18 protein-coding genes are annotated in these 19,658 nt (G+C 70.8%); 12 read left to right on the top strand and 6 right to left on the bottom strand.

Annotation, left to right across the window (positions count from 1 at the left end; all coding sequences use genetic code 11):
* Nucleotides 1-250: 250 nt before the first annotated feature.
* The 3 genes from AC507J_RS20465 (at nucleotide 251) to AC507J_RS20455 (ending at nucleotide 5,348) form a co-directional block, all read left to right on the top strand.
* Complete coding sequence (locus AC507J_RS20465; RefSeq protein WP_496290779.1) at nucleotides 251-1,816, top strand: glycoside hydrolase family 43 protein; 1,566 nt, start codon at nucleotides 251-253, stop codon at nucleotides 1,814-1,816.
* A gap of 83 nt (nucleotides 1,817-1,899) precedes the next feature.
* A complete protein-coding gene (locus AC507J_RS20460; protein ID WP_496290778.1) occupies nucleotides 1,900-3,576 on the top strand; it encodes an ABC transporter ATP-binding protein in 1,677 nt (558 codons plus the stop codon).
* A gap of 20 nt (nucleotides 3,577-3,596) precedes the next feature.
* Nucleotides 3,597-5,348 (top strand): ABC transporter ATP-binding protein, encoded by a 1,752-nt coding sequence (locus AC507J_RS20455; protein ID WP_496290777.1) that lies wholly within the window; start codon nucleotides 3,597-3,599, stop codon nucleotides 5,346-5,348.
* Between the two features lie 167 nt (nucleotides 5,349-5,515).
* Here the strand turns inward: AC507J_RS20455 and AC507J_RS20450 are convergent, their stop codons facing one another.
* On the bottom strand, nucleotides 5,516-6,895 hold the full coding sequence (locus AC507J_RS20450) for a glycoside hydrolase family 10 protein (protein WP_496290776.1): 1,380 nt from the start codon (nucleotides 6,893-6,895) through the stop codon (nucleotides 5,516-5,518).
* A 347-nt stretch (nucleotides 6,896-7,242) separates the two neighbouring features.
* The gene (locus AC507J_RS20445; protein ID WP_496290775.1) at nucleotides 7,243-7,980 is read right to left on the bottom strand and encodes an IS5 family transposase; all 738 of its coding nucleotides are present in this window, start codon (nucleotides 7,978-7,980) and stop codon (nucleotides 7,243-7,245) included.
* A gap of 895 nt (nucleotides 7,981-8,875) precedes the next feature.
* Between AC507J_RS20445 and AC507J_RS20440 the strand changes: the two genes are divergently transcribed.
* From AC507J_RS20440 to AC507J_RS20425, 4 genes are all read left to right on the top strand, one after another.
* Nucleotides 8,876-9,478, top strand: a complete 603-nt coding sequence (locus tag AC507J_RS20440) for a DUF4956 domain-containing protein (RefSeq protein WP_496290774.1) — start codon at nucleotides 8,876-8,878, stop codon at nucleotides 9,476-9,478.
* Complete coding sequence (locus AC507J_RS20435) at nucleotides 9,475-9,708, top strand: hypothetical protein (protein WP_496290773.1); 234 nt, start codon at nucleotides 9,475-9,477, stop codon at nucleotides 9,706-9,708. The genes AC507J_RS20440 and AC507J_RS20435 overlap by 4 nt, the downstream gene beginning before the upstream one ends.
* Nucleotides 9,699-11,837 carry a CotH kinase family protein gene (locus AC507J_RS20430; protein ID WP_496290772.1) on the top strand — a complete coding sequence of 713 codons (2,139 nt, stop codon included), beginning with the start codon at nucleotides 9,699-9,701 and terminating at the stop codon, nucleotides 11,835-11,837. The genes AC507J_RS20435 and AC507J_RS20430 overlap by 10 nt, the downstream gene beginning before the upstream one ends.
* 219 nt (nucleotides 11,838-12,056) lie before the next feature.
* A complete protein-coding gene (locus AC507J_RS20425; RefSeq protein ID WP_496290771.1) occupies nucleotides 12,057-13,760 on the top strand; it encodes an ABC-F family ATP-binding cassette domain-containing protein in 1,704 nt (567 codons plus the stop codon).
* Nucleotides 13,761-13,863: 103 nt separating this feature from the next.
* Here AC507J_RS20425 and AC507J_RS20420 read toward each other — a convergent pair whose 3' ends face one another.
* The gene (locus AC507J_RS20420; protein ID WP_496290770.1) at nucleotides 13,864-14,268 is read right to left on the bottom strand and encodes a winged helix-turn-helix transcriptional regulator; all 405 of its coding nucleotides are present in this window, start codon (nucleotides 14,266-14,268) and stop codon (nucleotides 13,864-13,866) included.
* Nucleotides 14,269-14,345: 77 nt separating this feature from the next.
* Here AC507J_RS20420 and AC507J_RS20415 point away from each other — a divergent pair, with 77 nt between their 5' ends.
* Nucleotides 14,346-15,140, top strand: coding sequence for an SDR family NAD(P)-dependent oxidoreductase (locus AC507J_RS20415; RefSeq protein ID WP_496290769.1), 795 nt, complete (start codon nucleotides 14,346-14,348; stop codon nucleotides 15,138-15,140).
* Between the two features lie 16 nt (nucleotides 15,141-15,156).
* Here AC507J_RS20415 and AC507J_RS20410 read toward each other — a convergent pair whose 3' ends face one another.
* Nucleotides 15,157-15,567 carry a hypothetical protein gene (locus tag AC507J_RS20410; RefSeq protein WP_496290768.1) on the bottom strand — a complete coding sequence of 137 codons (411 nt, stop codon included), beginning with the start codon at nucleotides 15,565-15,567 and terminating at the stop codon, nucleotides 15,157-15,159.
* Nucleotides 15,564-16,178, bottom strand: coding sequence for a TetR/AcrR family transcriptional regulator (locus AC507J_RS20405; RefSeq protein ID WP_496290767.1), 615 nt, complete (start codon nucleotides 16,176-16,178; stop codon nucleotides 15,564-15,566). Before AC507J_RS20405 ends, AC507J_RS20410 begins: the two co-directional genes overlap by 4 nt.
* 128 nt (nucleotides 16,179-16,306) lie before the next feature.
* Between AC507J_RS20405 and AC507J_RS20400 the strand changes: the two genes are divergently transcribed.
* Nucleotides 16,307-17,248, top strand: coding sequence for an NADP-dependent oxidoreductase (locus AC507J_RS20400; protein ID WP_496290766.1), 942 nt, complete (start codon nucleotides 16,307-16,309; stop codon nucleotides 17,246-17,248).
* Nucleotides 17,249-17,299: 51 nt separating this feature from the next.
* Here AC507J_RS20400 and AC507J_RS20395 read toward each other — a convergent pair whose 3' ends face one another.
* Entirely contained in the window at nucleotides 17,300-17,977 is a 678-nt protein-coding gene (locus tag AC507J_RS20395; protein ID WP_496290765.1) for a hypothetical protein, read from the bottom strand.
* Nucleotides 17,978-18,120: 143 nt separating this feature from the next.
* On the opposite strand from AC507J_RS20395, the gene AC507J_RS20390 reads away from it, so the two are divergent.
* The 3 genes from AC507J_RS20390 to AC507J_RS20380 all read left to right on the top strand — a co-directional run.
* A complete protein-coding gene (locus AC507J_RS20390; protein ID WP_496290764.1) occupies nucleotides 18,121-18,690 on the top strand; it encodes an alpha/beta fold hydrolase in 570 nt (189 codons plus the stop codon).
* 3 nt (nucleotides 18,691-18,693) lie between these two features.
* Nucleotides 18,694-19,134 (top strand): GbsR/MarR family transcriptional regulator, encoded by a 441-nt coding sequence (locus tag AC507J_RS20385; protein ID WP_496290763.1) that lies wholly within the window; start codon nucleotides 18,694-18,696, stop codon nucleotides 19,132-19,134.
* 40 nt (nucleotides 19,135-19,174) lie between these two features.
* Nucleotides 19,175-19,658: DinB family protein (locus tag AC507J_RS20380; protein WP_496290762.1), on the top strand; the 484-nt coding region annotated here is incomplete at its 3' end.

Raw genomic sequence — 19,658 nt, 5'->3', positions numbered from 1 at the left:
GGCGGCGCGTGCGGCGGCCAGCCAACGCATCGATGCAGGTTCCGACCGCCTAACAGCCCAACTCGCCCGGCGACTGTGCCCGAGTAGCCGCCCGGCGGACACGACGCCGGCTCGACCGCCATGCCCATCATCGATAAGTATCGTTGTGAAGGTACGACAATCGTCGGATGGCCGTCAACGAGCGCCGACGGGCAGGCAGGCAGCAACGCTGCCCTGGAGTTATCGGCTCGTCACCCTAAGATCTACCCGCATGACGGACTCCGCCGCCACCTTCCGCAATCCCGTCGTCCCGGGTTTCCACCCCGATCCGAGCATCTGCCGGGTGGGCGAGGACTACTACCTGGTCTGCTCCAGCTTCGAGTACTTCCCCGGCGTACCCATCTTCCACAGCCGCGACCTGGTCAACTGGCGGCAGATCGGCAACGTGCTCGACCGCCCGAACCAACTCGAACTGCCGCCGGACACGCACGCCTCGGGCGGCATCTTCGCGCCGACCATCCGGTACCACGACGGCCGGTTCTGGATGGTCACCACAAATGTCAACATCGGCCGACACCTGCTGGTCACCGCCACCGACCCGGCCGGTCCGTGGTCGGATCCGGTCTACTTCGAGCTGCGGCACGTCGATCCGTCGTTGGCCTGGGACGACAACGGCGACTGCTGGCTGACCGTGTCTGGAGTGGAGTCGTACCGGATCGATCCGTTGGCCGGCACGGTCCTGGAAGGTCCGGTGCCGGTGTGGTCCGGCACCGGCGGGCAGTACCCGGAGGCCCCGCACCTGTACCGGATCGACGGATGGTGGTACCTGCTGGTCTCCGAGGGCGGTACGCACACCGGGCACGCCGTCTCCATCGCCCGCTCCCGCGACATCCGCGGTCCGTTCGAGCCGGGACCGGCCAACCCGTTCCTCACCCACCGCAGCACCGACCAGCCGATCCAGGCGACCGGCCACGCCGACCTGGTCCAGGCCGTCGACGGAAGCTGGTGGCTGGTGCTGCTCGGCATCCGCGCCAAGGGCCATTGGCCGCCGTACCACGTACTCGGCCGGGAGACCTTCCTGGTGCCGGTGCGGTGGGTGGACGGTTGGCCGTTGGTCGACCCGGTCGAGGAGGTGATGGCCGCCCCCGCCGGCAGCCCGCCCGCGCTCGCCGCCGCCCCCGGTCCCGGTGGGCACCGCGACGACTTCGACGACGCGACGCTGGCGCCGGGCTGGGTCTCGCTGCGAAACCGGCCGGCGACGAGCTGGTCGCTCACCGAGCGACCGGGCTGGCTCACCCTGCACGCCGTCGGCGACACCCTCGACCGGGCCGGGGCGACCATGGTCGCCCACCGGCAGCTGCACCACGACTGCCGGGCCGGCGTCCTCGTCGACCCCGGCGCCGGGCGGGCCGGGTTGACCCTGCGCATCGACGAGGCACACCACTACGACCTGGAGGTCTCCGACGGCAGCGTGCGGGTCGTCGGCCGGGTCGGACCGTTCCGCCAGGTGTTCGGCGAGCTGCCGGTGCCGGCCGGGCCGGTCGCGCTGACGATCGCCACCAGGACCTCCGACGTGCTGCCACCGACGGTGACCGCCGCCGACCAGGTGACGGCGGACGGGGCCCCCTTCGGCGTACGCTCCGCCGCCTCCGACACGGTCAGTTTCGAGGTGGCGACGGCGGACGGGCCGGTCGTCCTGGCCGAACTCGACGGCCGCTACCTCTCCACCGAGGTCGCCTCCGGCTTCACCGGTCGGGTCTTCGGCCTCTACGTCACCGAGGGCAGCGCCGCCTTCGACTGGTTCGACTACCAGCCGACGCCGCCCGACGGTGACTGACCACGTCGCCGCGGCGCCAGCGGATGGCATCGAGCGGGGACGACAGGTTAGCCTGCCCTAACTATCGAGCGTGAGGCGGGCGCATGAGGCAATCCACGGGGCGATTGATCGGCCAGATGTTCTGGCGCCAGCGTCGGGACACCTCCCTCTGCGCCCTCTTCTGGTCCCTGCACCAGGTGTGCGAGGCGCTCGTCCCGGTGGCGATCGGCCTGGTGATCGACCAGGCCGTCGGCACCGGGTCGACCTCCGCGATGGCCTGGTCCGTCCTGGGCATCTTCGCGCTGTTCACCGCGCTCACCATGGGCTGGCGGTCGGGCTTCTGGTTCCTCTCCAGGGCGGTGGCGGAGGAGTCGCACCAGTTGCGGATGCGGGTGGTCCGGCGGGTCGCCGGTGGCCGGGGAATCCGTACCGGACGCCAGAGCGGCGAGTTGCTCTCGATCGCTACCTCCGACACCCAGGGCACCGCCGACCTGCTCGAACTGGGCAGTCGGGGGGTCAGCGCCCTCGTCGGCCTGACGGTGTCGACGATCGTGCTGTTGCGGATCGACTGGTCGCTCGGACTCGGGCTGGTGGTGGGCGTGCCGATTCTGGTGCTCGGGCTCAACGCGCTCGGGCCGGTCGTGGGGCGCCGTACCGCAGCACAGCAGGAGGCCGTCGGCCGGGCCGCCGCCACGGCGGCCGACCTGCTGCGCGGGCTACGACCGCTGCGCGGCGTCGGTGGCGTCGACGAGGCCACCCGCCGCTACCGTACGGCCAGCCGTACCTCGCTGCGCGCCGGCGTGGGCACGGTCAAGGCCGGTGCCGTGTTCATCGGCGCGTCCACCTTCACCACCGGGCTGCTGGTCACCGCCGTGGCCGCCCTGGCCGGCTGGTTCGCGCTGGAGGGGCGGATCACGGTCGGGCAGCTCATCACGATCGTCGGGCTGGCCACGTTCATCACCGATCCGGTGCTCAATCTCGCCGACTGCGTCTTCCGGTTGGCGACGGCACGCGCCAGCGCGGCCCGCGTGGCCGAGGTGCTCACCGCCCCGGAGGAGGGGCTGTCCGGGACGCGGACGGCCCAGCCCGGCACACTGGCCCTCGACGCGGTGCACGCGCCGAACCTGGCCGGCGTCGACCTCGCCGTCGCCCCGGGTGAGCTGGTCGGCATCGTCTCCGGCGACGCCGGCACCGCCGACGACGTCACCGACCTGCTCTCCGGCGCGCGAGCGCCCGAGGAGGGCGAGGTGACGCTGGCCGGTACGCCGATGCGGGAGCTGGCGCTCGCCTCGTTGCGTCGAACGGTGCTGGTCGAGCCGCACGGGGTCGACCTGTTCGGGGCGACCCTGCGCGAGGTGCTGCAGACCGGCGACGATCGCGACGACGCCGCGCTGACCGCCGGCCTGACGGCGGCCTCCGCCGACGATGTGCTCGCCGACACCGCCGGTCTGGACCGCGACCTGGTCGACCACGGACTGAACCTCTCCGGTGGCCAGCGCCAGCGCATCGCCCTGGCCCGCGCGCTGCTGGCCGACCGGCCGGTCACCGTCTTCCGCGACCCCACCACGGCGATCGACGCGGTCACCGAGCACGCCATCGCCGACGGGATACGCGCCTACCGGACGGGCGACGGTCGCTCGACCGTGCTGGTCACCACCAGCGCACCGCTGCTCGACCGCTGCGACCGCGTCGTCTTCCTCCGCGACGGCCGGGTGGCGGCCGCCGGACGTCATCGCGAACTGCTAGCCGATTCCTCGTACGCGGAGGTGGTGCTGCGATGACCCCGACCAGTGGTGCTGCGATGACCACGGACCCCACGATCCTGCCGGTGGCGACCGGCCGGGTGACGCTCGCCGCCTTCTGGCGTGCCCTGCGGCGCTATCCGCTGCTCGCCTGGACCTCGGTGCTGGCGGCGACCGCTGCGAGTGTGGCGGCGGTCGTCGTGCCGATCCTGCTCGGTCGGCTCGTCGACCTGGTGGTGGCCGGCGACACAGTCGAATCGCTGCTGCTCACCTCGGCCTGGATCCTGGGCGCGGGCCTGGCCGCCGCAGTGCTCACCGGCACCGCCAACTGGCTGGTCACCGAGTGGGGCATGCGGGCCTGCGCCGATCTCCGTGAGGAGGTGCTCGACCGGGCGCTGCGGATGGACGCGGCCCGGCTGGAGAGCGCCGGGGCGGGCGACGTCGCCTCCCGGGTCACCGAGGACGTGGAGCGGGTGACCGACTCGGTACGACTGGCGGCCGGAATCTTCACCGCGCTGGTCACCGTCGTCATCACCTTCGCCGGTTTCGCCTCGCTCGACTGGCGCATCGCCGCAGCGTTCCTGGTCGTCTTCCCGGTGTACGTGCTGAGTCTGCGCCGGTTCGTGCCCCAGGCGAAGCGGCTCTACGCCGACGAGCGGCAGGCCGCGGCGGTCCGTACGCAGAGCATGCTCACCACCTTCACCGGGGCCCGGACGGTGCACGCGTACGGCATGCAGGAACGCCAGAACCGACGGGTGGACGAGGCGTCGCGGAATGCCGTGGTCGCGCGGCTGCGTGCCGTCCGTGGCTTCCTCTGGTTCGCCAACACGATGAACTACGCGGAGGCGATCGGGCTCACCGCCGTGCTGCTCACCGGCTTCCTGCTGGTCCGCGCGGGCGACAGCACGGTCGGCGACGTCACCGCCGCCGCCCTGCTCTTCCACCGGCTCTTCGGGCCGCTCGGCATGTTGTTGATCTCGTTCAACGACATCCAGTCGGCCGGCGCCGCGCTCGCGCGGCTCGTCGGTATCGCCGGGCTCGACGTGCCCGCAGCTCGGCCGGCGGGTCCGGTCTCCCCGTGGCGCCCGGCGGGCATCACCGCTACGTCGGTCGGGCACCGCTATCCGGGTGGCCCGCCGGTCGTACAGGATGTTTCGATCGAGATCGCCGAGGGTGAGTCGTTGGCGATCGTCGGTGCGAGCGGGGCCGGCAAGACGACCCTCGCGGCCATCCTCGGTGGTGTCTTTCCCGCCGCCGACGGCGAGGTGCGGTTGGGTGGCCGCCCGATCGACGAACTGCATCCGGCCGAGCTGCGCCGGACCGTCGGTGTCGTCACCCAGGAGGTCCATGTCTTCGCCGGGCCGCTCGCCGACGACCTCCGGTTGGCCGCGCCCGACGCGTCCGACGAGGACCTGCACGCCGCGTTGAAGCTGGTCGGTGCCGCCGACTGGGTCACCGCGCTGCCCGACGGGCTGGCGACCCGGGTCGGCGACGGCGAGCATCCGCTCACCGCCGGTCAGGCGCAACAGGTGGCGCTGGCCCGGGTCGCCCTGCTCGACCCGCCGATCGTGGTCCTCGACGAGGCGAGTGCCGAGGCCGGCAGCGCGGGCGCCCGGCAGCTCGAACAGGCAAGTGCAGCCCTGATCCAGGGGCGCACGGCCATCGTGGTCGCGCACCGGCTCAGCCAGGCGCACGCCTGCGACCGGATCGCCGTGATGTCGCACGGCCGCATCGTCGAACTAGGCACCCCGGCAGAGCTGGTCGCCGCCAATGGCCGCTACGCCACCCTCTGGTCCGCCTGGCACCGCTAACCCCCACCCCACCCGTCCCCCACCCCCCTCGCCCCGTCGATCTTGCACTTTCGGTCGCCGACAAGAGGGGAATGTCCGTTATGCGGGGGCGGAAAGTGCATGATCGCGGAGACGAGAGTCGGCCGTGCGGGTGAGAGCGCACGGCCGACTGCAAGGGGTGGGTCGGGTCAGCCTGCGGTGCAGGATCGGATCTGCGGCCGGGCGCTGGAGTTGCCATTCATCATCGTGGTGAAGCCGAAGGTGTTGCCGCTGCCGTTGGAGCGCATCGTCATCACGTTGCCGCTGCTGTCCCAGGTGGGGTTGCCACTCCAGGTGCTGGAGATCTTCTGCGGCGCGGTGATGACGACGACCACCGACCAGGTGCTGGCCCCGCTGACCGTCACCGAGGTGTTGTAGCGGTCACCCCAGACCTGGCCGGGCGTGATCGTCGCGGTGCACCCGCCACCGGTGGGCGGCGGCGTGGTCGGGTTGCCGGTGGGCGGCGGGGTGGTGGCCGTGGGCGTGGGGTTCGGGCCACTGCCGCTGTTCAACGCGTTCAGTACGGCGTCGTAGGCGGCCTTCTTGTTGCCGTTGCGGTCGAAGAGCAGCGGGTTCTCGCTGGCACGCCACGAGTCGGAGTCGCGGATGCCCCAGACGGTGATGCCCTTGCAGCGCGCGACGGCGAGACAGTCGTTGACGACGTTGCGGTACGCGTCGACCGGCGCGTTGCGGATGTCCAGCTCGGTGATGTGCACGTCGACGCCGAGCGCGGCGAAGCTCGACAGCGTGGTGCGGTAGTTGCTCGGGTAGTTCGAGCCGCCGGTGAAGTGCGACTGGAGGCCGACGCAGTCGATTGGCACGCCACGGTTCTTGAAGTCCTGGACCATCCGGTAGACGGCCTGGGTCTTGGCGTCGTTCCAGTTGTCGATGTTGTAGTCGTTGTAGCAGAGCTGGGCGTTCGGGTCGGCCTGACGTGCGGCGCGGAAGGCCGCCTCGATCCAGTCGTTACCGGTGCGCTGGAGGTTGGAGTCGCGACGGGCACCGCTCGAACCGTCGGCGAACGCCTCGTTCACCACGTCCCACCAGGCGATCTGGCCACGGTAGTGGGTGGCGACCTGGGTCACGTGGTTGAGCATCGCGTTGCGCAGCGTGGTGCCGGACATGTTCTGCATCCAGCCGGGCTGCTGGGCGTGCCAGGCCAGGGTGTGCCCCCGGACCTGCATACCCCGGCTGCGCGCGTGCTGGACGAGCCGGTCGCCGTTGGCGAAATTGAACTGCCCCTGCTGCGGCTGAAGCGCGTCGATCTTCATCTCGTTCTCGGCGGTGACCTGGTTGAACTCGCGGTTCAGGATGGTCGTGTACGCCGAGTCGTTGAGCCTGCTCACCGCGACGGCGGTGCCGAAGTACCTACCGCGCTCAGCCGCCGAGGCGCCCAGGGTGCTCGCTGCGCTGGCGTTGCCGGGCAGCGCCACGGCACCCGCCGCTGCCAGCAGGCCGACGGCCGACAGGACGAGCGCCGCGCGCAGTCCTCTCGGCCGTCCCGGCGCTCGGGAAGAGTCCTTAAGCATCTGACGCTCCTTCCGGGTCCGGTGGCCCGGTTCGGGCAGCATGAATCCGGACGTGCGGGGGGATAGGGGTGATGCCCGTGAATCCCTGACAAAGGGATCACATCGGCCTTTCTGGCCGGAAGTATTGCAGCGATGTTTCACGCACGTCAATAACTTCCGGAAGTTAAACCGCAACTTCCGAAGCCACCCCGGGGGTACGAAGACCGCCGCATTGCACCCGGGACCAGGCGGGCTCGTCGCGGCCGGAGCTACCGTGCGGCGATCGCGACACTCGTGTTCGAGACCGCGCCGGTGACACTCTGCGGCCTCGCCGGCTTCTCGCCTTAGTGAGCGTCCGGGAACTCCGGTTACCAGTTGCCGGTGCGGGCGAGGCGGCGTGACATGACCATGATCATGGCGATGTGGATCACGCTGCGTTTGACGATCTGGACGCTCAGGTGCAGGACGGTGCGGGCCCAGACGAGCAACCGTCCGGTGTATCCGGCGTCGGCCCAGACCAGCGTGATGGTGGTGAAGCGTTCCCGGAGTCGGGCCAGTAGCCGGTGGGCGGCGTCGCGGTCCTGCCTTGCGGCCATCGTGACGATCACGGCCAGCAACAGGCCGCCGGTGTCCACGGCGAGGTGCCGTTTCGTTCCGTTGATCTTCTTGCCCGCGTCGTAGCCGCGACGGGTGCGGGGCACGGTGTCCGCACCGCGCACCGGCTGGGAGTCGATGATCGCCGCGGTCGGTTGCAGGTCACGGCCCTCGTACACGCGGACCAGGTCGCGCAGCGCGTCATGGACGGCCTGCCACACGCCGGCCTTGGCCCAGACGCGGAACCGGTCGTAGACAGTGGTCGGTGGCGGGAACCCGACTGGTAGTTGCCGCCACGCAATCCCGCCCCGCACCAGGTAGAAGATCGCGTCCAGGATCAGACGACGGGAATGTTTCTCCGGCCGCCCACCCCGCCCGCCGGTGTTGCCCGGCGCCGGCAGCAACGGCTCGATGATCGCCCACTGGGCGTCAGTCAGCGATGACGACGGGTAGAACCCGCAGGTCGACGGTGCACGCCCACCGGATGGGCCGGGCATGACGAGCAGACACACGCAGGCGACAATGACACCACGAGCTCCTGGTGAACGGCTGGCCTAGACAACCGCCGATCCACCAGGAGCTCGCCTCATACCGACCCGCTACACGCCGCGCTTCACCGCCTTGTGACATCCACCCAACCGAGTTCTCGGACGCTCACTTAGTGTGACCGGCAATAGGGCGGGTCAGGGTACGGGTGTTGGTCCTGTCGAGCTGAGCGCATTGACGGATCGCGGCTTGCCGGCGGGGTGACGGTGGGCGTTGCGTCGTGTGATGGCGTAGACGGCTCAGCTCGACAGGGACCGCGGAAGGGTGTGCCGGCGTCGGGCCGCCCGGCAGTGGGCCGAGCTGTGGGCGGCGGTGAGCGACGCGGGGCGGCGGCGAGACACCACGGACGGCCTATTGCCGGTCGCACTTAGACCTAGCGCTACGCAAGCTGCCTGACCTCCGCCCGGCGGCAGCACCAGTCGGACCCGGCCGAGATCCGGCTGCCGTTCAGCTTCCGGAAGGGATCGGGCAGCCGGGACCTGCCCGGTGGCGACAGCGGGTCGGGCATCGGGCAGTCGGCCCCCCTCGTCCTGCACGGGCGTGACGGCGGCGAGCCCTCAGGTGTCATAGGGTTTCCGGAGACTTCCGGGTCCGCCATCCGGATCGGTCAGCCGCCTGACGAAACGCGATCAAGCTCTTGCTCGCGCGATGGGTGACCCGTTGACACCCGCAGCTCGGCATTGACCTGTCTCGATGTCGAGCCGTACCATTTTCCGCAACAGTTCCCGCAAGTTCACCGGAACTTTCGGTAACGTTCGGTCATCCGTTCGCAATCCGTGCCGGGGCAGCACGGGTGTCCGTGCCGGGGCAGCACGGAACGGCGCGGGCCGACGCGGCAGTGACTCGGGAGGAAGAGACAAGATGTCCCAGCTCGTGCTGTTCGCCGCCGACATCTGCGCGGTGACGTTGCTCGTCTTCGGGCTCTATTTTCCGCGACACCGCCGCCGCGATCTCGTCGTTGCCTACCTGGGCGTGAACATCGGCGTCCTGGCGGTGGCGAGCGCCCTGAGCGCCAGTAACGTCGGCGCGGGGCTCGGCCTGGGGCTGGCGCTGTTCGGCGTACTCTCCATCATCCGACTGCGCTCGACGGAGCTCGACCAGCACGAGGTCGCGTACTATTTCTCGGCCCTGGCCCTGGGCATCCTCGGCGCGCTGAGCACCACCGAGATCTGGCTCAGCGGCGCCCTGATGGGACTTATCGTGGTGGTGATGTTCCTGGGTGACCATCCCCGGGTGCTACGCCACTACCGGCATCAGATCCTGGTGCTCGACTCCGCCGTGACCGATCACGTGGCGCTCGTCGCCCAACTGGAACAGTTGCTCGGCGCCCGGGTGCACGTCGTCACCGTGCAGCGCCTCGATCTGGTCAACGAGACCACAATGGTCGACGTCCGGTACTCGACGCGCCCGGGCACCACCAGGGCCACCCCGAGCCGGCCGGCACCGGCGGGAGCGCACCGATGAACTCGCCCGCGTTCACCTCGTCCCTGGCCCAACTGGCAGCCGTCGGGTTGGCCGAGCTCGTCGACCGGGCCGCGCTCCAGACCAGGGTCGACCGCAAGTACGTGGTACCGCTCGACCAACTGCCGCACCTGCTGGACCAGCTCGTCGCGTCCGCCCGGGTGCTCGAGATCGACGGCGAGCGGGTGTTCCGCACCACCCTTCGCTCCGCACAGGAGGCATCGTGCGTCTGACCGTCCGCAGCACCGGCACCGCGACCTTCCGCGCCGCGACAGTCCTGGCCGCCGCCGGGCTGGCCGCCGGGCTGCTCGTCCCGTCCCCGGCACCAGCTGGCGCCGAAGCACTCGCCGGCACCGAGCGCACCGCCGGCTTCACCACGACCACCACCTCGACGGCCGACGCCGTCGCGGCGGCGGCCGCCGCCGACGATCTGCTCGGTGACATCCGCTTCTCCGTGCCCAGCGGCACCTTCTCCGGCGAGGTTTCGGTGTCGCTGAGCAGCACCGTCAGCGGCGCCCAGATCCGCTACACCACCGACGGGCGGCTGCCCACCGCACAGTCGCCGCTCTACTCCGGCTCGCCGCTGCGGTTGACCCGGACCACGCAGCTACGCGCGCAGGCCTTCGTCGGGCAGACGGCGTCCGGAGCACCCGGCACGGCGATGTACGTCGCCCGCACCACCAGCGCCGCCCACGACCTGCCGGTGATCCTGATCGACTCGTACGGTGCCGGCCGACCCGACCGGGACTACTTCGACGCCGCGACAATGATCTTCGAGCCGGGCGGTGGCACCACCTCGCTGGCCGCTGCCCCCACCGTGGCGACCCGGGCCGGGTTCCGGCTGCGCGGGCAGTCGTCGTCCTCGTTCGAGAAGACGCCGTACCGGCTGGAGTTCTGGGACAACGAGGACGACGACGCCGACTATCCGGTGCTCGGCATGCCCGCCGACGCCGACTGGGTGCTCCGGGGCCCCTTCACCGACAAGGCGTTGATCCGGGAGGCCTTCGTCTACGACCTCGGGCGGCAGATGGGCCTACCCGCGCCCCGGTACGCGTTCGCCGAGTTCTACCTCAACACCGACGCGGGCCCGGTCGGCGCCGACGACTACCTGGGCGTCTACATGATCGTTGAGACGGTCAAGAACTCCAAGAACCGCCTCGACCTCAAGCAGCTCCGCGAGGACGACCGCACGCTGCCGAGGATCACCGGTGGCTACATCTGGAAGTTCGAGTGGATGGCCGCCGAGGAGCCGACCCTGCCGTGCACCGGGCCGGCGGCGAGTTGCTGGAACTACCTGGAGGTCGCCGACCCCTCGCCGTTGCAGCCGGAACAGCGGGACTGGCTGCGCAACCACATCCAGGAGTTCCACAACGTGTTACGGGCGTCGAACTTCGCCGACCCGACGACCGGCTATCGCGCCTATATCGACGTGGACTCCTTCGTCGACCAGCTCATCATCAACGAACTGAGCCGGGAGATGGACTCCTACGTCCGCAGCGCGTACTTCTACAAGGACCGGGACACCAAGATCTTCGCCGGTCCGCTCTGGGACTACGACCTGAGCTTCGGCGTCGGCGGCTACTTCGCCAACGACCAGACCTCGGGCTGGCAGTACCAGCAGGGACGCCAACCGGTGGCGAACGACTGGTACAACCAGCTGTTGCGGGACCCGGCCTTCGTCAACCAGGTCCGGTTGCGCTGGCAGACCCTGCGCCGTGGCGCGCTCGCCGACGCGTCGTTGCAGGCCCGGATCAACGCCCTCAGCGCCCCGTTGACAAACGCGGCGCAACGCAACTTCCAGCGCTGGCCCAACCTGAGCACCCGGATGATCGGGCCCTTCATCACCCCCACCGCGTCGACCTGGCAGGGGCAGGTCCAGTTCATGCGGGACTGGATGCTGCGCCGGGCGGCCTGGCTGGACTCGACCGCCGGTTGGGGCGGGACCGTAACTCCCCCGCCGACCACCGCTCCGCCGACCACCCCGCCGCCGACCGCGCCACCGCCCACCACTCCCCCGCCCACCACTCCCCCGCCCGGGCCGACCACGCCACCGCCGGACAGCGCCGCCTGCACCGCGACGTACACGGTGACCAACCAGTGGGCCGGCGGCTTCCAGGGTGAGGTACGCGTCACCGCGGGCCCGCGGGCGATCAGCAGTTGGACGGTGACCTGGACACTGGCCAGCGGCCAGGCGATCACCCAGGCCTGGAACGCCACGGTCACCGCCCAGGGATCGACGGTCACCGCCCGCAACGTCAGCTACAACGGCACGCTCGCCCCGGGCGCCAGCACCACCTTCGGCTTCCTCGGCTCCGCCGCCGGTTCCACCAGCACAACCACCGCGACCTGCACGGCGAGCTGACCTACCGGCAGACGTACCTGGGCACCGGGCCGGCAGCGGCCCGGTACCAGGTATAGGGTTGGGGCATGCACTCAGGTGTCGCCACGATGAAGCTCTGGTCCCGCCGCTGACGGCGGCAGGGTCTACCGACTTCAACTAGCTCTGTTCCGCCGTCCTGGCGTTCCCCGCCGGGCGGCCTTCTCGTGCTGCCCGGCTCCATGACGAGCCTGAGAGCAGACAGTGAAGAATCTTGAACAGCCCCCATCGCAGCACCTGACCGAAGACACCGACCTCAACTGGGGTAGCCGGTTGCCGGCCGGCGGCCGGGCACACGTTCGAGCCGACGGCGTGCGGGTGGTGCTGGGTGGTCGAGTGGTGCTCACCGACGTCAGCGTGACCGTCTCGGCCGGTTCTCGACTGGCCATCGTCGGCGAGAACGGCCGGGGCAAGACGACGTTGCTGCACGTACTGGCCGGCCTGATCGCGCCCGACCAGGGCACGGTGCAGCGGACCGGCACGATCGGTGTCGCCCGGCAGGCCTTGGAGGCACGCGGCGGCGAGACGGTGGGCAGCCTCGTGGCGGCTGCGATCCGCGAGTCCCAGCACGCCCTGCGGGCGCTTGAGGAGGCCGCGACCGCGCTGGTTGAAGGAGTGGACGGCGCAGACGACGCGTACGCCGCCGCCCTCGACGCCGCCGTACGACTCGATGCCTGGGATGCGGAGCGTCGCGTCGACGTGGCGTTGGCGGGGCTCGACGCCTGCACCGACCGTACGCGCCCGCTGTCGACGTTGTCGGTCGGTCAGCGCTACCGGGTCCGGCTGGCCTGCCTGCTCGGGGCGCGCCACGACCTGTTGCTGCTGGACGAGCCGACCAACCATCTCGACGCCGACGCGTTGGCGTTCCTCACCGCACGGCTTCGCGAGCACGCGGGCGGGGTGGTGCTCGTGACCCACGACCGTGCCCTGCTCAAGGACGTGGCCCGGGAATTCCTGGACCTCGACCCCAGCCAGGACGGACGACCACGCCTGTTCGCCGGTGGCTATGCCGGCTGGCAGGAGGGGCGCGTACGGGAGCGCGAGCGCTGGGCGCGGGACTTCGAGGCCCAACAGGCCGAACACCAGCGGCTGGCCGAGGCGGTGCACGAGGCACAGGGGCGGCTGAGCACCGGCTGGCGGCCGGAGAAGGGACACGGCAAACACCAACGCCAGTCCCGTGCCCCCGGTCTCGTCCAGGCGCTGCGCCGCCGGCAGGAAGCGCTCGAGGCGCACCGGATCACGGTGCCCGAGCCGCCACTGCCCCTGCGCTGGCCCGCGCTCGACACCCGTCCGGGGCTGCCGATCCTGCGCTGTCACGACGTCACGGTCTCCGGTCGCCTGCACCAGCCGGTCACCCTCACCCTGGACGGTGGGGATCGCCTGCTGGTGACGGGCCCCAACGGCGCGGGCAAGTCAACCCTGCTGGCGATGCTGGCGCAGGAACTCGAACCGTCGACCGGGGAGGTCCGCCACCTCTCCCGGGCCCGCGTCGCTCGCCTCGGGCAGGAGGTACCGGAGTGGCCGCCGGGCCGGCTCGCCCGCGAACTGTACGACCAGCACCTCGGCCGGCTCCGCTCCGCCGGGCAGCTCAGCGACCGCGACCTCGTGTCACTTACCGCGACCAACCTGCTCGACAAGGAGGCCCTGCGTACTCCCGTCGGGCGGATGTCCCAGGGGCAGCAACGCCGGCTGAACCTGGCCCTGCGGCTGGCCGAGCGGCCCGATCTGCTGATCCTCGACGAGCCCACCAACCACCTGTCGGCGCCCCTGGTTGACGACCTCACCGCCGCGTTGATCGAGACCCGGGCAGCGGTCGTCGTCGCCACCCACGACCGGCAGCTGCTACACGACTTGGCGGCGTGGCCCACGCTGCCGCTCGGAGCGCGCCGACAAGGCGGGAGACATTGATCCAGAGCCTTCGCGTAATCACCCGAGGGTGCTCCTGAGCTGGGCTCCGGCTACCGGGACGTGCTGCGGCCGTTGCTCGTGGTCACGGTTGTCAGGTGGTGTCTCAGGTGGATCGCTGACGTGCCGCGGCGATCTCGGCGTGGTGGTCGACCGCCCAGCCGGCCAGTGCGGAGAGCGGCTCCAGCAGGCTGACACCGAGTGGCGTCAGCCGGTACTCGACGCTCGGCGGCGACGTCGGAAAAACTTCCCGTTCGACCAGTCCGTCGTTCTCCAACGTCCGCAGCGTCCGGGTGAGCATCCGCTGACTGATGCCCTCCACCGTCCGGTGCAACTCGTTGAACCGGTACGGCTGCTGGCCGAGGAGTGTGATCAGTAACAGCGTCCACTTGTCACTCACCCGCCGCAGCACGTCCGTGGCCGGACAACACTCGTACTCGTCGGCCGGAACGGGGTTCGGCAACCGGTGGCTGTCCAGCAAGGTACGCACACCGGTGTTACTAGTGGCCATCAAAGTGCCTTCTTTCGCCTCCGCCGATCTTCCGCCCAGGATGAGCACGGTCAGTAGAGAACGGTAGTGGAGGCGACATGGGAGTCGTGGTGGTCAGTGGCGGCACCAACGGAATGGGGCGTGCGTTCGCCCTCGGACGAGCCGAACGCGGTGACCGGGTGCTGGTGCTCGGCCGCAACCGCGAACGCGGCGAGGCGCTGGCGGGCGGCGCCATCACCTTCCTTCCCGTCGACCTGTCCAGCGTGGCCGAGACGCGGCAGGTCGTCGAGCACATCCTCACCGAGTACCAGGTCGTGGACGCGCTCGCGCTGTTCGCCAACGCCGTGGCGCCGCGTCGGATCGTGACCGCCGAGGGCCTGGAACGCACGTTCGCGCTCTATTACGTCAGTCGGTATCTGCTCAGCTTTGGCCTGAGTGCGGCTCTGGACCGGGCGACCGCGCCGGTGATCGTGAACATCGCCGGCGTCGGCGTCACCAAGGGCGGGGTGCGCTGGGCCGACCCGCAACTGGCGTCGGGCTACTCGGTCGTCACCGCACAACTACAGGCCGGTCGAGCCAACGACCTGCTCGGCGTGGGCTTTGCCCAGCGGTCCGGCAGCCGGGCCCGATACGTGCTCTACCATCCCGGCTTCACCAAGAGCGGCGACCGCAGCCCGCTTCCGCTGATCGTCCGCGGGCTGCTGGCGGCCGTGTCGGTGGCGGCCCGCCCCGTCGCGGATGCGGTGGCTCCGATCCACCAGTTCCTGGACGCGCCGCCAGCCGACCCGCTGACCGCCGTCGACCGGAACAGGCGACTTCCGCCCAGATTCCCCACGCTCGACCCGCAGAACGCCGAACGCTTGATGGACCTCACGGAAAAGCTGCTCAACTAAGGAGCGCCCGCGCAGGTCACGCGGGTGCGGCGAATACGGACCGGATGCGCATGCGCTCGTTGTCCGTCATGTCGCCGATGCGCTCCTCTCCGGGTGCCGCCGACCAATGTTCCAGAGCGTGAATAGGGATCGCCACTCGCCCGCAACGACCATCCTGAGCAATTCCCGCTCGGCAGGCCGAGCTGCATCGATAGCTCGATCGACGGGAAGGCGAGCGGGTCGGCTTGGCATTCCTTGTGGGTGAGCGAATGATGCTCACCTGCGCACACGTTGTCAACGCGGCACTCGGGCGGGCACCACGCCAGTCGGTGCCGGTGCCGGTGCCGGTGCCGGTGCCGGTGCCGGTGCCGGTGCCGGTGCCGGTGCCGGTGCCGGTGCCGGTGCCGGTGCCGGTGCCGGTGCCGAAAAGGCTGGCTCGACCACTCAACGGGCCATCCTTCCGGCCCCTGGCGGGGGCGCGGGCAGCGGGCGTACGCCGTGCGGGCGGAGGCCGTCGAAGATGATCGCCAGGTAGCGACGCCAGAGCCCCGGCGGGGCGGACGGCACGAAACTGACCACGTGGCTCGGCGCGCACATCAGCAGGATCACGTCCGTCCCGGTGATGTCGGCGCGGATCGCCCCCGCCGCCTGCGCGCGTTCGACCAGCAGGGTGATCTGCTCGAACAGCTCGGCCCGGGAATCGCTGAGCCGGGCGTTGACCTCGCCTGCCTCGCGCAGGAAGGACAGGTCCAGTTGCTGTTGCCGGTCGGCGGCGGCGTCGAGGAACTCCAGCAGGGCGGCACCCGGATCGGTGGCCTCCGACAGCCGGCGCGCCAGCGCGGTGAGCCCGTCGACGCGGTCGAGGACCACCGCGGCGAGCAGGTCGTCCTTGGTCGGGAAATGGCGGAACACGGTGCCCTTGCCGATGCCGGCCCGGCGGGCGATGTCGGCGATCGACGCCTCCAGACCCCGTTCGGCGAACTCCGCCTCCGCCGCCGCCAGCAGCGACGCCCGGTTGCGTGCGGCGTCGGCGCGCAGCCGGCGGTCGGTGCTCTCCACCGGCTCACCGTAACAAGTTGACCGGGCGGTCCGGTCAGGGTTAACGTGACCGCGCGGTCCGGTTAGCAGGCGCCGTGGAAGCTCAAGGGCGAGGCCGACATCGGCACGAAGTCAGCGGAGGGTCAGCGATGAAGGCTGTGGTCGCCACCGGCTACGGACCACCCGAGCGGTTCACCCTCGCCGACGTGCCGGTCCCCCGGCCCGGCCCCGGACAGTTCCAGGTACGCATCGCCGCGGCGTCGATCAACCCGCTCGACGTACGGCTGCCGGGCGGGGAGCTCCGGGGTGCCATCGACCTCGTCTTCCCGCACGTGCCCGGCAACGACTTCGCCGGGACCGTAAGCGAGGTCGGCGCCGGCGTGACCGCGTACCGGGTCGGCGACGAGGTGTTCGGGCACGGCGTGCCACGCGCGCTGCGGGAGATCGTCGGCACCAGCCGGCCGAGCCTGACCACCGGCACCCTCGCCGAGTACGCCGTCTTCGAGGCGGACACTCCGTTCATCGCGCACCGACCGGCCGGGCTGGACATCGCCGACGCCGCCGCGCTGCCCACCGTCGGCCTCACCGGTCGCGCCCTGCTCGCCACCGCCGCTCCGCAGCCGGACGACACCATCCTGGTCGTCGGTGCCAGCGGCGGCGTCGGCACCACCCTGCTACCTCTGCTGCGCGGCGCGACGGTGATCGCCACCGGGCGGCCGGAGGACGCCGCGCGGCTGCAAGCCCTCGGCGCCACCGAGGTCATCGGCTACCACGACGACTACCCCGGCGGGGTGGACCTGGCGTTCAACCTGGTGCTGCCCAGCGACCGCGTCGAACGGGTCGGACGGGCCCTGCGTCCCGGTGGCCGGCTCTACACCATCACCCTGCCCCCGCCGAAGCCGGAGTATCTCGACCGCGACGACGTGCTCTTCGAACTGGTGCTCGACGTGGCGGGACGGTTCGGCGGGATGCGGGAGGTCGCCGAGCTGACCCCGACGATCGGCCGCCGCTATCGGCTCGACGACGCAGTGCAGGCACTCACCGACTTCGTACGCCGACCGACCTTCGGCAAGCTCGTGGTGGCCGTCTGAGTTCCGCTATCCGCTCCCGCCGTTCGGTGTCGGGTACGGCAGTACGGCAGGTCAGCCGCCCGAGCCCTCCGCCGCACCGTCCGGGGTCAGGGCGCCCTCCGCGCCGTCGCCGTCGAGGTGCACGTGCTGGTGGCCGTTGCCGGCATCGACGTTGATCTGGTCGAGTTGCGTCGCGGCGACCGACCAGGCGGTCGCGGCGAGCGCCGCCTGACGCGCCGCCAGCGCCAGTTGCTCCGTTCGCCCCTCGGCGGGACCGGCGGCGGCCAGGGCGATCATGTCGACGGCGACGGCGGCCTGTTCCACCGCGCTGCGCAGCCCGCCACGGGCGACGTTGGTCGCGGTCATCCCCGATGGCGGGTCCGCGAACTGGGCGGTCAATTGGCGCATGGTCTGTTGCCACTGGCCGACCCGCGCCGCCTCGGGGGTACGCCCGGCCTCGACGTCCTGCCTGATGGCGACCAGGATCGGGCCGAGTTCCTCGCCGGTCCGGCGGGACATGTCGGTGAGTTCGGTGATCTGCTGCGCGTCGCGCCTGGCGTCCGCTTCCCGCAGTTCTTCGATGCTGGACTCGGTCGCGTCCGGCCGCCCCACGGCATATCCGACCAACCCGCCGAGCAGGCCCACGACCAGTGCCGCCACCACACCCACCGCGATGGTCCGGGCCGTAGGACGTCCCGACCGGGCCGGCGAGGTCGACAGATGGGAGGGGCGGCCGGTTCGACGGGACATGACACCCCTCGCATCGAAGACTGTACGGACTCGGAGCCTAACCCTTGCCCCGCATCACGTCGATACTTGCGTATGTCTCACGCGAACTTTGCTCGTCGATGACGAAAGAGCCTCGAGACGAGCAAGTTTGCTATATTCAGAATATGGCGAATCTGGATCGGGCGCTGGACCGGAAGGGTAGCGAACTCCGCTACGCCGACACCGGAGGGCGACGCGCCCCGGTGGTGTTCACCCACGGTGCCGGGGTGGACCACCGGATGTTCGACGCGCAGGCCGAGGCGCTGCGGTCGGCCGGGCACCGGGTGGTGCTCTGGGACCTACGCGGTCACGGCGCCTCCACGCTCGCCCCGGGCGTACGGTTCGACGCGGCGTCCGCCCTGGACGACCTCGTGGCCCTGCTCGACCACCTCGCGCTGGAACGCCCGGTCCTGGTCGGCCACTCCCTCGTCTGGCGGGCGACGGCCGCGCTCGTCGCCCCGGAACCGGGCTACCGCACGCCCGTGCCGCTTGGACTTGTCCGCGGCGAGCGGGACCGCACCGGTAACATCGCGACGGCGATGCCGCGCTGGGCCGCCGCCGAGCGGGTGGCCGAGCAGGTGATCCCGGACGCGGGACACGTCGTCACCCTGGACGCGCCGGAGGCGACGACCCGCGCTCTCGTCGCCATCCTCGACGGATGGGCACGCAGCAGCGGCGCCGACGGGGAGAGGTGAGTCGTGACCACCGACGAGGATCGGGCGGCCTTCATCGGTGCGATGGGTGACCTGCTCGCCTCCTGGAACCTCTCCCGCAGCACCGGCCGGATCTACGGACACCTGCTACTGCATTCCGCTCCGACCTCGCTCGACGCGCTCGGTGTGACGCTCGGGCTGAGCAAAGGCGCCGTGAGCACCTCGGTACGCGAACTGGTCTCATGGGGACTCGCGCGCACCATTCCGCAGCCCGGCAGCCGGCGCCTGCTCGTCGAGGCGGCGGGCGGGTTCGAGCAGCTCCTCGCCGCCAGCCACGAACGGTCCCGGGCCCTCATCCGGGTGCTACGGAACGGGGTCACGCTCGCCGAGGACGACCGGGCGCGCGGCCGGCTGACCGACGTCACCGACCTCTTCGAGTCCTACGTGCAGGCCGGCGACGAAATGCTGCGGCGGGCCCGCGATTAACCGATCGACCCGGCCGACGGGCGGGTGTGATGATCCTCCGATGTCCGCCACCCGTCGTGAGCTGCTGCGCTGGCAGTTCGAGCTGACCTGGTCCTTGTTCGAGTACCACCTGGACCGGTTGCAGCCGGCCCAGTTCCGCTGGGAGGCCGCCGGGCACTCCTGGACGGTCCGCCCGGACGCGGCCGGCCGGTGGGTGCCGGACTGGGCCGACACCGAACCCGATCCGGTCCCGGTGCCCACGGTCGCCTGGCTGACCTGGCACATCGGCTGGTGGTGGAGCGTCGCCACCGACCACCTCCAGGATCGACCGCCCCGGGACCGCACCGAGGTCCACTGGCCCGGCGACGGCGCGGCCACGATCGGCTGGCTACGCGAGCTGCGGGCGGAGTGGCTCGCCGTGCTGGACCGGCTCACCGACGCCGACCTCGACGCGGTCGCGCCGTTCCCGTGGCCGCGCGACCCGCAGCACACGGTCGGGCACCTGCTCGCGTGGGTCAACGCCGAACTGATGAAGAACGTCGCCG

Source organism: Micromonospora sp. PRAS1 (assembly GCF_059553435.1).
Note: the sequence above shows the minus strand (reverse complement) of the source record. Positions and strands in the feature narration are given on the sequence as shown.